At 40.1% G+C, this 13,540-nt stretch carries 13 protein-coding genes; all 13 read right to left on the bottom strand.

Going from position 1 to position 13,540, the window contains the following annotated elements; translation table 11 throughout:
* Nucleotides 1–58: 58 nt before the first annotated feature.
* The 13 genes from MQE36_RS04515 to MQE36_RS04455 all read right to left on the bottom strand — a co-directional run bounded on the left by MQE36_RS04515 (nt 59) and on the right by MQE36_RS04455 (nt 13,519).
* Nucleotides 59–562 (bottom strand): DinB family protein, encoded by a 504-nt coding sequence (locus tag MQE36_RS04515; RefSeq protein WP_242937984.1) that lies wholly within the window; start codon nt 560–562, stop codon nt 59–61.
* 85 nt (nt 563–647) lie between these two features.
* On the bottom strand, nt 648–1,115 hold the full coding sequence (locus tag MQE36_RS04510) for a hypothetical protein (protein WP_242937983.1): 468 nt from the start codon (nt 1,113–1,115) through the stop codon (nt 648–650).
* Between the two features lie 66 nt (nt 1,116–1,181).
* Nucleotides 1,182–1,493: a hypothetical protein gene (locus MQE36_RS04505; protein ID WP_242937982.1), complete on the bottom strand. Its 312-nt coding sequence runs from the start codon at nt 1,491–1,493 to the stop codon at nt 1,182–1,184.
* An 81-nt stretch (nt 1,494–1,574) separates the two neighbouring features.
* The gene (locus tag MQE36_RS04500) at nt 1,575–1,769 is read right to left on the bottom strand and encodes a hypothetical protein (RefSeq protein ID WP_242937981.1); all 195 of its coding nucleotides are present in this window, start codon (nt 1,767–1,769) and stop codon (nt 1,575–1,577) included.
* Between the two features lie 17 nt (nt 1,770–1,786).
* Complete coding sequence (locus MQE36_RS04495; protein WP_242937980.1) at nt 1,787–4,978, bottom strand: GH92 family glycosyl hydrolase; 3,192 nt, start codon at nt 4,976–4,978, stop codon at nt 1,787–1,789.
* Nucleotides 4,979–5,155: 177 nt separating this feature from the next.
* Nucleotides 5,156–6,145: a porphobilinogen synthase gene (gene hemB / locus MQE36_RS04490; RefSeq protein WP_242937979.1), complete on the bottom strand. Its 990-nt coding sequence runs from the start codon at nt 6,143–6,145 to the stop codon at nt 5,156–5,158.
* Nucleotides 6,146–6,255: 110 nt separating this feature from the next.
* The gene (gene hemF, locus MQE36_RS04485; protein ID WP_242937978.1) at nt 6,256–7,161 is read right to left on the bottom strand and encodes an oxygen-dependent coproporphyrinogen oxidase; all 906 of its coding nucleotides are present in this window, start codon (nt 7,159–7,161) and stop codon (nt 6,256–6,258) included.
* Nucleotides 7,162–7,179: 18 nt separating this feature from the next.
* A complete protein-coding gene (locus tag MQE36_RS04480; protein ID WP_242937977.1) occupies nt 7,180–8,757 on the bottom strand; it encodes a hypothetical protein in 1,578 nt (525 codons plus the stop codon).
* Nucleotides 8,758–8,764: 7 nt separating this feature from the next.
* Nucleotides 8,765–9,265 carry a DUF6973 domain-containing protein gene (locus MQE36_RS04475; protein ID WP_242937976.1) on the bottom strand — a complete coding sequence of 167 codons (501 nt, stop codon included), beginning with the start codon at nt 9,263–9,265 and terminating at the stop codon, nt 8,765–8,767.
* A gap of 1 nt (nt 9,266) precedes the next feature.
* Nucleotides 9,267–10,289, bottom strand: a complete 1,023-nt coding sequence (gene hemE, locus MQE36_RS04470) for a uroporphyrinogen decarboxylase (RefSeq protein WP_242937975.1) — start codon at nt 10,287–10,289, stop codon at nt 9,267–9,269.
* Nucleotides 10,290–10,311: 22 nt separating this feature from the next.
* On the bottom strand, nt 10,312–10,968 hold the full coding sequence (locus MQE36_RS04465; RefSeq protein ID WP_242937974.1) for a uroporphyrinogen-III synthase: 657 nt from the start codon (nt 10,966–10,968) through the stop codon (nt 10,312–10,314).
* A gap of 10 nt (nt 10,969–10,978) precedes the next feature.
* Nucleotides 10,979–11,671 carry a potassium channel family protein gene (locus MQE36_RS04460; RefSeq protein WP_242937973.1) on the bottom strand — a complete coding sequence of 231 codons (693 nt, stop codon included), beginning with the start codon at nt 11,669–11,671 and terminating at the stop codon, nt 10,979–10,981.
* A gap of 105 nt (nt 11,672–11,776) precedes the next feature.
* On the bottom strand, nt 11,777–13,519 hold the full coding sequence (locus tag MQE36_RS04455; RefSeq protein ID WP_242937972.1) for a TrkH family potassium uptake protein: 1,743 nt from the start codon (nt 13,517–13,519) through the stop codon (nt 11,777–11,779).
* Nucleotides 13,520–13,540: the final 21 nt, after the last annotated feature.

Below are 13,540 nucleotides of genomic sequence, written 5' to 3'. Positions count from 1 at the left end.
GCGACATGGGGGCTTGCCCCGGCAAAATATACTCTTGCTTCACCGGTACCGAAGAAACTTACCAGCCAACATAACGGGGTGGCTCTATATTGTTAAGGTTCAGGTATACTATCAACTGTCCGCGATGATGGGTTACATGGTCTTGTAACAGGTTAAGGATCTGGAGTTTGGTTTTGGGTCCGGCAAAGAACTTTACGGTTTCTTTAAGTTCTTCCGGATTTGTGTTTTTGATAGCTTGAGCGACAATATCAAATGACTTTTTGATGCTTTCGATGGTTAATTTTTTATCGGATTCAAGATCGGCGATTTCGATTTTATCGGCATGAAAATACTCCGAACCCAGCCATACCATATTTTGTTGTATGTGTTGTAACTGTTTTGAGAAAGTCATCTGCCTCTCGGAAGGCTTATAACTAAAAGCATCCGCAGGCATGGCATCAACCATTTGAACGAGGTAATTTTTTGAATTTTCCCATTTTTCAAGAAAAGCTGAGACAGGTTCATTTTGAGCCAATCCTTTTGCGGCTATAAATAATATTGTAAAAGCGAGTAGTTTTTTCATAGTGATTTGGTCATAAAAAATCCCGCCGAAACGGGATTTAAAAGTACAAAATTACTTTTATGTTAAAATCAAAGAATCCTTATATTTAACAGAGATTTAGAATATCCGACCTCCATTTAATGGCGACGGGGATCAGGCTTTCGGCATCTGTTACACCATCGGTGTCTTCGTTGTAAAGAATCAATTCTCTTGCATTCGCATTCGTATCGTATAAGGCAAGTCCTACTTGATATAAAGACCCTTTGGCATTTCTTGTTTTGCCGGGCTTCCTTTTCTCTAAAACTTCGCACTGTGATATATCTGCTAATTTAATGGCAAACAGTTCTTGTTTTGAGTTTTGAAAAACCAGTGTTCTTCGACCGTGGTCGAGGCCTAGCCCTGATTCCCTGATTACTTCATGTGTGTCAATAGCCAGTTTTTTAGTATGCCCGAAATCACAGAGGGCTTTAATGATCTTTTTTTCTTTTCTTTTTTCGCTGTTGACAGCGTATCCGATAGGCACAACGAATAACAGCATCATGCCTATACCTATTACTGCTGATGGTATATCCATTTTCTTTTTTTATAATTAATTAAACTGTTCAGACAGCCAGTGTCTTCTTCCTGAGGGAGGCTGAGATCAAAAGAAAAAATGGAAGGGATAAAGTTGTTTGCAGATACGCTCTCTAAAATCCGGCAAATAGTGTGTCTCGCCTGAAACGACAGTATTAAAAGGTTTTAGGGCATCAATATGTACCTCATACCAATTACCCGGGTCAACGGGAAAGAAATCTGTTTTTAGCGAAAGGTATTCATAAGCAGAAAGCTCTTCGGCCAGTAATAGATGTTTGAGCTGATTAGAAGAAAGCTCATTTTTTTGATTCGACGGCAATAGGGTCTTGTCGGTAGTTTTTCCATAAGCAGAAAAAGTACTGACGAAAAACAGTGCCAAAGCACAAAAGGATACTAAGTGTTGTTTGAGTTTGTGCAAAATTTTTAATTAACTCCGGAACGGTTATAATCGTTCCAAAGGTCAAATGTACGGGTATTTCTTCTTTTTTAAAGGAGAAGCGGTAAGAATATCAGGTTTTCTTCCTCCGCCTCCTGTGCCGTTGACCGGTAATACAGTACCGAATGAGGTGTGGCGATCTCTTGGGATTGTGTTATTGCGGTTAAAGAGATCGCCATGTTTGTTGTGTGATGCTTTCCGGTTAAGTATATGGAACAAAGCGGACGGCGGTAATTTTATTCAGCGTTTTTTAGCAGTTTTTTGTCGGGTACACTTTTCATGTCGAGGATAAGCGTTCCTCCTTGTTGTAATTTTTTTACCGGAAAGCGCCAGGATTTTAATTCTTTTCCATTCAGGGACGCAGAGTGGATATATTTATTTTCCCGGGAAGCATTTTTTGCTTCAATCGTAAAAGTATTACCATCGTAATATTTATCGCTTAAGTGAATAGTAACTTTCTCAAACCGTGGGCTCCCCAATTCATAATAGGGCTCTGCGGATGCTCCCCCGTCCATTTCGAATAAACCGATAGTACTCATGACGAACCATGCACTCATTTGCCCTTGGTCTTCATCACCGGGATAGGCGTTCCTGGGGCCGGCTCCATAATATTTTTCCTGAATAGCACGTGTCCATTTTTGAGTTAACCAGGGCTCGTCGGCGTGATTGAAAATATATGATGATTGCATGTTAGACTGATTACCATGATTTATCGGATATTTCGAAAAATTGTCGGATAGCGCATTAAAATAAATTTTTTCTGATTCTTCCATGGCTTTTTCTAATCTTGAAACAAATCGTTTTTTGCCTATTGATTTTATTAAACCGGATAGATTGTGTGGTACATACCAGCTAAATTGCCAGCTATTGCTTTCACAAAATCCGGGAGAATGATAAGGGTCAAAGTTTTCAATCCAGTCACCATCCTTATTTTTTGGGCGGACAAACCCGGTTTCGACATCAAAGATATTGCGCCAGTTTTCCGAGCGTTTCATAAAAGTATTGTAGGTTGAATCTATATTTAAAGCTTTGGCGTATTGTGCAAAGCACCAATCCTGATAGGCATATTCCATAGTATTTGAGACATAGCTGTGAGGTTCCCTGTTTAATGGAACATATCCTAAGTCGAGGTAATAATTATAACTTTCATTGCCTACTTTGCTACCTCCGGGGTGATTTTCCATCAGAGACGTTTGTTGATGATAAATGGCTTTATACATTTTATCTTTATCAAAATCGCTGATACCGTGCTGGTAGGCAGAAACGATTAACGGAATTGCCGGCTGACCGACCATAACCTGATAATATTCCATCCCCGGATTACCGATCGGGAGCCATCCTCCTTTGTCGTACATCTCCAGATACGTATTTATCCAGTTTGAAGAAAATTCAGGCAGGATTAAATTGTAAAACGGAACCAGGTTCCATTGCCACCCCCAATACCCATCACTACCAAACAGGGGTTTGTCCGGGTTTGACGTCTGTACTTGTTCATTCATATCAACCCACTTGCCGTTAACATCGCTCCATGTGTTACGCCCGCATACGGCCCGGTACATATTAGTGTAAAATTTCTCTTTCTGCAGATAGTCAGTAGTTTCTATTTCGACCCTGTTAAAAATGTTGTCCCATGCATTTTTCTGATTTACAACAATCTTTTCAAAATCCCAACCGAAGGGTTCGGCCATTTCTTTATTAAGGTTTAAACGAGCTTGTTCAGTGCTAACCAGAGAAATTCCTGTACGCACCAATACTTCTTTACAGTCACTGGAGAAATTAACAAAAGCTCCTGCATCTGTGATCTTAAAATCTTTTAACCGGTTTGTCCAGTTAGGCTCATAAGTTTTTTTGTCAATTCTGTCTGTATTGGAAACAACTCTGTCCATGACCCATCCTCCCATATTTTTAAAGGGTTTGTTAAACTGAATCACAAAATGGAGCGTATAATCCTGACTTCCTGCATATCCAGTTCCGGAGCAGTGGGAAAGTGCCCATCCTTCAATTTCAGTATCGCTGACTCTTGTAACCTGCGCGTCACGTAGTTCCCAAACATATTCTGCCGGGAAATGCAAATCAACAAGCACTCTGTTTTCTTTTCCTTTCGGAAAAAGATAACGTTGCATAGATGCTCTGGTGGTTGCGGTCAATTCTACGTCTATGTCATAATCTAATAATTTTGTTTTATATCTGCCCACCTCGGCTATTTCATTTTCTTTGTCAATCCTTGAACGATAACCCAAATCCGGATCGTTTTCAGGCCCGGGTTGTGTATATAGTGCGCCATTAGCAGGCATCATTAATAAACCTGCCATGGTCCATTCGTGAACGTGGCTAAATCCCATTATATTTTCTACCTGGTAGTCGTAGCCTGCTTTCCAGTTGCTATCTTCATTATCCGGTGAGATTTTTACCATACTCATGGGCATCCAGGGACCGGGAGCTATCATCCACCTTGAACCACTGGTTCCCATAAATTGATTTACATAATCACTCATCCTGACCGGGTTTCCTGGTTTGCGGGTTAGCCTATTTTCAAATTTCAACTCTCCGTTTACGAAAACTTTCACCTTCGATTTTTTTGTCTTTTCTACTGCCGGAAAATTAAATTCCAAGATAGAGCGCCCTTGTTCAGCCAACAATTCCAGTTCAATATTATCTACAATTGCTCTTACAGAAACAGGTTTTCCTTTGTGAAGTAATTCAATATGCAGAGGTAAATAATGATTTTTATCTTTTGTGGTTTCCTTTTCTGAAAATGACACCGATTGAATCAAGGTATTTCCCGGAGGGGCAATTTTTACGGATGCAGGGCCATACCATTGGATACAGTCAAAAACACACCAGTTGCCAGTCATATTCTGAAAAATTATTTCATTGATCCCTTTCTTCAATAAAGATGCCGGGATCTCGAAGCGAAGTTGCTGCGTACAATTTTTGAAGTTGTCCGGAGTGTTTTTATCATTACATGTTTTGAGCTGAGAATCGTATTTTTTTCCATTAATGGTGCAGCGAAACAGAGGTGCCTGCGATGAATTGACACTGAGAATGTTAACTTCCAGGATGCATGATCCTTTGTCGTCCAGCTCCGTTATATTGAAATAAACCGGGAGTTGTGTTAAAGCTCTTCCTGCCCAAAACCCATATCCGGCAAACCCATCCATCGGTCCTGGTAAAATACAGGGCCAGTCGTCGGCAGGGTCAGATTGACCAATAATGTAAGATCGATCTGTTCCTCCGAAACCTCTCGGGACAAAATTCTTATACTCATTGTCTTTATGGAGTGCAAATTCGGTGGCAGCATTGTCGGGAGTCCCTATCTGCCATAAAAGCTTTTTATTGCCGGATTGTGCAGATGTCTCTGCATAAAAGGCGATAGTACTTATGAGGAAAAGAATCAAGCCGTTTTTTATTGTTGTAGTAAATTTCATTTTACCGTTTTTAAAGTATTGGGGTTTAAGGAACCTAAAGGTCGCATCAAATTGTTTGTGGGGAACTAAAGTAAGTTTTTTTGGAGCAAGATTATAAAAAATGCCTGTTTTCTCCATTTTCGATATCGATCCCGGATAGAACAGGCAATGCTTAAAAGTATATTTTGTAGTGTTTTCTTAGCTTAGCAGTTTCACAACATCCTTGGCAAAGTAACTGGCGATGATGTCTGCTCCGGCTCTTTTAATGGCATAGGTTTGTTCGAGTACCACAGCATCGTGATTAAGCCATCCTTTTTCGGCGGCAGCTTTTATCATGGCATATTCACCGCTTACCTGATAAACGGCTACGGGTACATCGAATTCGTTTTTAATATCTCTGACGATGTCTAAATAGCAAAGACCAGGTTTTACCATAACGATATCGGCACCTTCATCGATGTCCATTTCGGTTTCACGAAGGGCTTCAATGCGGTTGGCATAATCCATCTGATATGTTTTTTTATCTTTTGGAACGTTGGCCATATCTACGGGGGCAGAATCCAGGGCGTCTCTAAAAGGGCCATAGAATGCCGAAGCATATTTGGCGCTGTAGCTCACAATACCTGTATTGATGAACCCTTCGTCTTCCAATAGTTCTCTCATTTCGAGGATACGTCCATCCATCATATCACTGGGCGCAACAAAATCGGCACCTGCCTGTGCGTGACTTAAGGCCATTTCTGACAGAATGGAAGAAGATTCATCGTTTAAGATCATGCCGTTTTCAACCACACCATCATGTCCGTAGGAGGAGTAAGGGTCTAACGCTACATCAGTCATTACCAGCATATCGGGCACCGCATTTTTTACGGTTTTGACAGCGCGTTGCATGAGTCCGTCAGGGTTTAGTGCTTCTGTACCTTTATTATCTTTGAGGTTGTCGGGTACTTTTACAAAAAGCAGAACCGATTTGAGTCCTAAGCTCCATAGGTCTTTTACTTCTTTTTCAAGTTGATCTAAGCTGTAGCGGTGATAGTTGGGCATGGAGGCGATTTCCTCTTTGATGCCTTTGCCTTCGGTTACAAATAAAGGAACCAGGAAGTCGTCGGGAGTTACGATTGTTTCACGAACCAACCCTCTGATGGCTTCGCTTTGTCTAAGTCGTCTGTTTCTTCTTAATGGGAACATATATGTTTTAGTTTGCAGTTAACCGTTTACGGTTACTAGTTAGAGTATTTGTTTTTCTGATAAATTCGGTGTTTTGGTTGTAGCCGGTTTTGGCTTTTCGGCCGTATAGTTTAAACCACCCACTCGACAGGGGTTTTTAACACTTTTATCAGTTTTTCTTCCTCGCTTCCTTCTTCCGGATGATGGTCGTATACCCACTGTACATGTGGGGGCAGGCTCATCAGGATGCTTTCTATACGACCGTTGGTTTTAAGACCAAATAAGGTGCCCTTGTCGTGTACCAGATTGAACTCGACATAGCGTCCTCTCCGTATTTCCTGCCAGTCCCTGTTTTCCTGGGTATAGGGCATGTTTTTTCTATGTTCTGCGATCGGAGCATAAGCTTCCAGAAAGCTGTTACCTACCTCTGTTACAAAGCTATACCAGTCTTTCATGCTCATATTGTCAGTGGCCTTGCAGTAGTCGAAGAACAAGCCGCCCAGACCTCTGCCCTCATCGCGGTGTGTATTCCGGAAATAGTCGTCACACTTTTTCTTGAAGTCAGGATAGAAATCGGGATTGTGTTTATCACAAGCGGTTTTGCATACCTGGTGGAAGTGTTTAGCATCTTCTTCAAATAAATAGTATGGAGTCAGATCTTGTCCGCCACCAAACCAGCTGTCTACGGTGTTTCCTTCTTTATCGTACATTTCGAAATAGCGCCAATTGGCATGAACTGTAGGTACGAAAGGGTTTTTAGGGTGCAGTACCAGGCTTAATCCACAGGCAAAGAAATCTACATCCTCTACCTTGAAATAGGCTTGCATGGCTTTAGGGAGCGGGCCGTGCACGGCAGAGATATTAACACCCCCTTTTTCAAAAACAGCACCATTTTGTATAACGCGTGTACGGCCACCGCCACCTTCCGGACGTTCCCAGAGGTCTTGCTGAAACCGGGCTTTCCCGTCAATTTCTTCAATTTTAGAGGTGATGGTGTCTTGTAGCTCTTGTATATACTGATAAAATTGTTCTTTCATGGCTAACGTTTAAAAGGGTTAGTGTAATATATCTTTGGTGACAGAGATATCGTGTTTTTCAAAATTTGAAAAGGTGTCAAAAGTTACTCTTTGGGCATTCTTAACCTTAAACTCCAATTTAAAGTCTTCTGTCGGGGTTGTGTTTACTTTATCATTAAAAATATCGATTAATTCATCAGGTGTATAAGGCGCTTCTGTTTTTATGTCTTGATCGTACAGAAAATTGTATGATGCCGTTATCTCCTTATTTTCTTTATCGTAAAAACGGATTGTTTTATAGAGGCTGTAGATTAAGGTTTTATAATCCTTTTTTGAAAAAGATATCACTACGGCGTCGTTACTGAAAGCGGCTTCAATGCCTTTGTTCTTCTGTTTTTTTCTTGTGATTTCAAGACTTTTGTTATTAACCGGAAGATATATAGACATATCAATACTTATGCTGTCTCCCTGAGGAATTGGCTCGTACAGTCCTTGGTAATACTCGCCAAGGTACCCAAGTGAAAAGGAATCAAACTCCCACATTCCCGGAATTAATTTAAGCGGTTTTTTCCCTGTGCCGGTATTGATGTAAAAACCGTTAACTTTTACATATGAGCCATTTGGATAAAGGGAGTCGCTCTCTATGTTGTAAACAGAGATACTTTCAAATTTACCGTTGGTTTTCTGGGCCTGGAGTGAGCTTTTGTAAGATTCAATCAGGACCGGAAGTGATATATCCTGATTTGGTTGATATGTAACTTCAGGATAAACGATTTCATTATATACTATTTCATTGTCTTTTGTGTACCAACTATTATAGGATTTTTTATAAGTCAGGTTGTGATAGTCAAGAATCAGCTCCGGATAATCATAGTCTTCTAGCTTTACAAGCATGTACATATTGGTATCGCTTTCAAAATTCATCATTAGTTTTGTAAGAAGCTGAATGCCTGTTTTTCGGTCGAATATACTAACGCCTCCTATTTGAATAGTGTCATTCTTGATAATGAAATACCCTTTGTTTCTGACAATTACTTCTTTATTGCTTACCTCATTAATTGTGAATGTTGTGGTTGTGTATACATGCTTATTTTTCTTAATCAATAAAGAGTCGTTTTCATCCCATGTAAAGCCCTCTTTTAATGGAACATTATCTAAAGGGTTTACTTTTTTGCTGCCGAATTTGTTGGTAAGCTGTTCCAGGAAAATTTCGATGTCACTATTATCTATTTTCAGGCTGTAGTTTTTATGGGCAAAACCGTTTTTGTCTACTTTAAAAGATAGTGGCTTGCCGATAACATTATCGAGAAGTTGTTTGAACTCCTTATTATCCGGATTATTTTTATTAGAGTTGAAGTATTTTCTTGTATTGGAATTATTGCTCATGGAGCCCTTAATATGGTTCAGAACGATGTCGAAATCGTGTCCTTTATTGAGGTATTTTAATCCAAAATTAAAGTTAACCATGAAAGCGATCTCGCTATCTTCTTCAAGGATGATCTCCGAATCATAATTATAAACATGGTTGATTTCAGGGTTTAATTTCAGGGTTTGGGTGTAGCCTTTTAAGGAGAAAAGGATGAAGAGTATAAGTGATGTGATTTTATGTGTTGTCATAAATGTATTAATCAATAAGGTGAACCATCTGGTCTTTCAGGGAGTTGATTTCCTGAATGTTTGAGACCTTTTTGCTGTTGTCTAGATGTAGTAAGAGCCGGTTTGCCAGGTATTCGGTTTTTAAGTTGTCGTTTTTCCGGTATAGCTTATAGATAAGCTCGCGTCCGAATGCATTGTTGTGTAAATCCATTGCTTTCTCCAGGGGTTTGTTAGGAGAGAATTCCTCATGCCAATCGCCAATAATCTGCGCCCAATGCGAGGCCTTGTCAATATCGTTGTTCCGGATGTAAGCTTCTTTGGTCAGTAACATATTCCACAAGGCATGTCTGAATGCATTGGTATTGTTATTGAGATGATGAAGTCCCGGAAAGAGCTTGTCTGAGATATCGATACAATCTTTAGTGGCCTTTAATGTTGGGATGAGCATAAACGGATGTCTGAAAAACAACCCCGACAGGCTGAAAAGCTTTTTATAGTTTAATCCTGACAGCAGCGATCGGGGTATCATTTTATTTGTATTCTTTTACGGCCTCAATAAATGCCCTGGCATGGTCGACCGGGATATTAGGCAGTATACCGTGGCCCAGGTTTACTATATATTTGTCTTTTCCAAAAGCATCGATCATTTCATGAACCATTTTTTTAATGGTCGGGATTGGGGAGAGCAATCTCGAAGGATCGAAATTTCCCTGTAAAGTGATATTGCCCCCTGTGAGGTAGCGAGCATTCTCAGGCGAACATGTCCAGTCTACCCCTAATGCCGATGCTTTACTTTTAGACATCTCGTTCAGGGCGAACCAACACCCTTTTCCGAAGACAATTACTTCTGTAAGCGGCGCCAGGGCATCAATGATCTGGTTGATATATTTCCATGAGAATTCCTGGTAGTCCGACGGCGAGAGCATACCACCCCAGCTGTCGAATACCTGAACGGCATTTACACCGTTCTTCACTTTCTCTTTAAGATAAAGGATCGTGGTATCAGTTATTTTTTGCAGCAGTGCATGTGCCGCTTCCGGTTGTGAGAAGCAGAACCCTTTAGCGGCGTCGAAGCTTTTAGAGCCTTTTCCTTCAACGGCATAACATAATATGGTCCACGGTGATCCCGCAAAACCGATCAGAGGAACCTCATCGTTAAGTATTTCTTTGGTGAGCTTAATGGCATCCATTACATAACCTAGCTCTTCATTGATCTCAGGGACTACTACCTGGTCTACATCTCTGGCTGAACGAATGGGGTTTGGTAACCAGGGGCCAACACCCGGTTTCATTTCTACTTCTATGTTCATCGCCTGGGGAATTACCAGGATATCTGAAAATAAAATAGCAGCATCAGGCTTAACGATACGGATGGGCTGTACTGTAATTTCAGCTGCAAGCTCCGGAGTTCTGCATCGTGTAAAGAAATCGTATTTATCTCTCAGGGCCATGAACTCCGGCAGGTATCTACCCGCCTGGCGCATCATCCATACCGGAGGGCGTTGAACAGACTCTCCTCTTAATGCTCTTAAAAATAGATCGTTTTTTATCATGAATTCTTATATCTTTCTGTAATTAATTAAAATGTTTGATAACCTGAACAATTACATTTTCAATTGTAGGTTTGTTTGCTGTAATTATGTTATTTGTGTGTTTTTTTACTTCTGCTTCGGTCGTTTTTCCCAGGCAAAAAACTACTGCATCTTCTATATGGTTTTTTAGAACAAAGCTCTGTACAGCACTTGGACTAAAGAACATAATACCGTCAAAATCTTCAAATAATTGCCTGGAATCGGCTTCGGTTTTATAGACCTCTGTTTCTTCAAAAGAAATGTTGTGTTCTTTTAAAAGCTCAGGAAGTTCTTCCCGTCTGCGATCGCCACAGAAAAAAACAAACTCTTTGTCTTTGTGGTTTTCGATGATCTTTTTGGCCAGGCCGTTAGCCTGATATGCTTTTTCTGTTACCTGATATCCTTTTTCCAGTAAAAAAGCCTCCGTTTTATCGCCAACACAGAAAGAGTTTGAGATTGTTATGTTTTTATGAACGATTTGTTCCACAGAATTTTTGCTTGTGAAAATGGCATTCTCTATAATATCATCACAATAGAAATTGATGCCTTTGATCTTTATAAAATTAGCGTCAGTTACTTCTATATTAGCTTCTTCCAGTAAGCCTTTCTGAAGCGGGGTCAGTTCTTTTGTGCTTAATATTTTATATCTTCTGCTTGTCATATATATACTATTATCCGGCTAAATGAGCTCCAAAAGTTGAAATGTCGCTATTGTTGCCAAATACAATTAAAATATCGTTTTTCTGAAGTTTGGTGTTATTGTTCGGGATACCGATAACTTCTTTTTTTTGCATTTTATTTCCGAGCAGGTTGGTTTTTTTACAGTCGCGAATAATGGTTACTACGTTGAGGTTGTAGTTTTGCCTGAAACTCAATTCCTGCAGGGTTTTTCCAGACATCTCTTCACTGATCTGAATTTCGGAAATAGAATAGTTCTTATCGATGTTAAAGCTGTCGATTACGTTTTTCAGGTTGATCTTGGAAGTTAGCTTTTCGGCAGCTTCCTGTTCGGGATGAACGATGTGTTCTATCCCCATGGCTTTTAGAACGGTGTCATGAATGGGCGATAATGACCTGCTAATGATCTTTGCTTTGGTCAGTTTTTTTAAGATGGCCGTCGTAATGATCGCTGCACCCTCATTTTCACCGATAGCCACTACCGCAAGGTTGGCATCCTTTAATGGAATGGAATCATAGGCGAGTTCATTGGTGGCATCCATGCAAATGGTGTGGGCTATTTTGTCCTTGACCAGGTTCACCTTTTCCATTTTAAGGTCGATACCTATAACCTCATTGCCGGTTTCCGTTAACTTTAAGGCAAGTGAAATGCCAAAATTTCCTAATCCGAATATTATAGTCTTCACAACGTCTAATTTATCTGTTCTATTCGATTGCCGGGATTAAATGTTCGATGACATTTGCCTTCCGGAAATATGTTATTGATAATCAATATTTTTTAAAAACGAAAACTAATTTATTAAAATGTTTTCTTTTGGGTATTCATACATTTTGGTATTTATCTGCCTGAGCAATCCGATTAAAATATTCAACATCCCGATCCGCCCGATAAACATAACAATAATTAACACCATTTTCCCGGCATTACCGAGATCTGGAGTAAGGTTAAGGCTTAACCCTACTGTACTATAGGCTGAAAAACATTCAAAAGCTATATGTAACAAGTCTTTTTCAGGTTCAAAGATCAGCAGCATTAGTATGGCCAGGCCAATCGTTATCAGCGAAATGCATAGAATGGCAAATGCTCTTTTTATGGTGTCGTTATGTATGCTTCTGGTTCCTATTTCTATTTCCGGTTTGTTTTTTGCCGCAGACAGAATATTAAGGGTGGCCAGGGCAAAGGTCGTGGTCTTTATTCCCCCCGCGGTAGACGCCGGCGATCCACCGATCCACATTAACAAGATAACAAAGAGGATGGAGGGTAGTGTTAATGCGCTATAATCGATAGTGTTAAATCCTGCCGTCCTGGGTGTTACCGACTGAAATGCAGCGGTGGTTAGTTTTCCAAACCAGTTCTCGTGTACTGCAATGGTATTGTTTAATTCGCTTATTCCGAAAAATAAGAAACCTGTTATAAGTAAAATGAAGGTCGTGGTCAAAACAATCTTAGAATTCAGCGAGATGAGTCTCACGAGTGGTTTTTTATCGTCTTTGTAAACGATGTTATTGATAATTACTTTAAAGTAGCTGTAAAAGTTAAAGACGATATTATGTCCCAGGCCTCCTAAGATTACGAGGATCATAATGATCCACTGGAAGGAATAGTCAAACTGTAGGGAGTTATTGAAGAGTCCGTTTGAGATGTTAGAGAACCCAGCGTTGCAAAAAGCAGAAACAGCATGAAATATACTGAAAAAAACCGGGTTTTCTATTGAGGCGGTATCGTCTAGTGAAAAATAGATGAGGCAGGACCCCAAAGCTTCAATACCCAGTGTGAAAGTAACGATTTGCATGGCAAACCGAAGTGTGTCTTTCAGGTTTTCTGAGGAGACAAAATCTTTCAGGTACAATCCTTCCTTGAAGGAAGAACCGCTTCTGAAGAAGAAGGCGAAGAAAGAAGTGAAAGTCAGGATTCCCAGACCTCCTAATTGGATCAGGAATAATATTATTGATTGTCCGAAAGTGGTAAAGTCTTTTGAAGTGTCCAGTACTGCCAAGCCTGTTACGCAAACTGCGCTTGTTGAGGTAAACAGAGCATCGATAAAGTGTATGTTTCCGGTTGCTGTGGCTTTCGGGAGCATTAATAAAAATGCTCCGATAAGGTCTATGATGAAAAAGCTTCCAACAAAGATGATTGCCGGATTAAAATAAATGCTGTAAAGATACCGGATAAGGATGCTTAACCGGATAATAAGGTATAGCAACAAGGACCCTTCCAGATAGGGTTTCATTACAAACAGATGCTCCTCCAGGGTCTTTTCGGGTGAAAACAGGAAGATGATCAGGCTTCCGGCGATCACCGAGGAAAATAAAACAGTATAGGTGAGGCTAAGGGTTTTCTTAACCGATTTTTTCTGGTAATAATATCTGTAGATATTTACGGCAAGTAATACAGGGATCAGAAATGAGACTAGAGTGAGTTTGTGAGCCTTGAATTTTTCATAGACAATAAAACCGAAGTCGAAAACAAGAAAGCTAATAACGATAAAATCGATTATCAGTAATGTTAATCGTGCGTATTTGAGCTTTTTCAACGTTTACGGTTTTATAATAGG

This window comes from Zhouia spongiae (assembly GCF_022760175.1).
GTDB classification, from domain to species: domain Bacteria; phylum Bacteroidota; class Bacteroidia; order Flavobacteriales; family Flavobacteriaceae; genus Zhouia; species Zhouia spongiae.
Note: the sequence above shows the minus strand (reverse complement) of the source record. Positions and strands in the feature narration are given on the sequence as shown.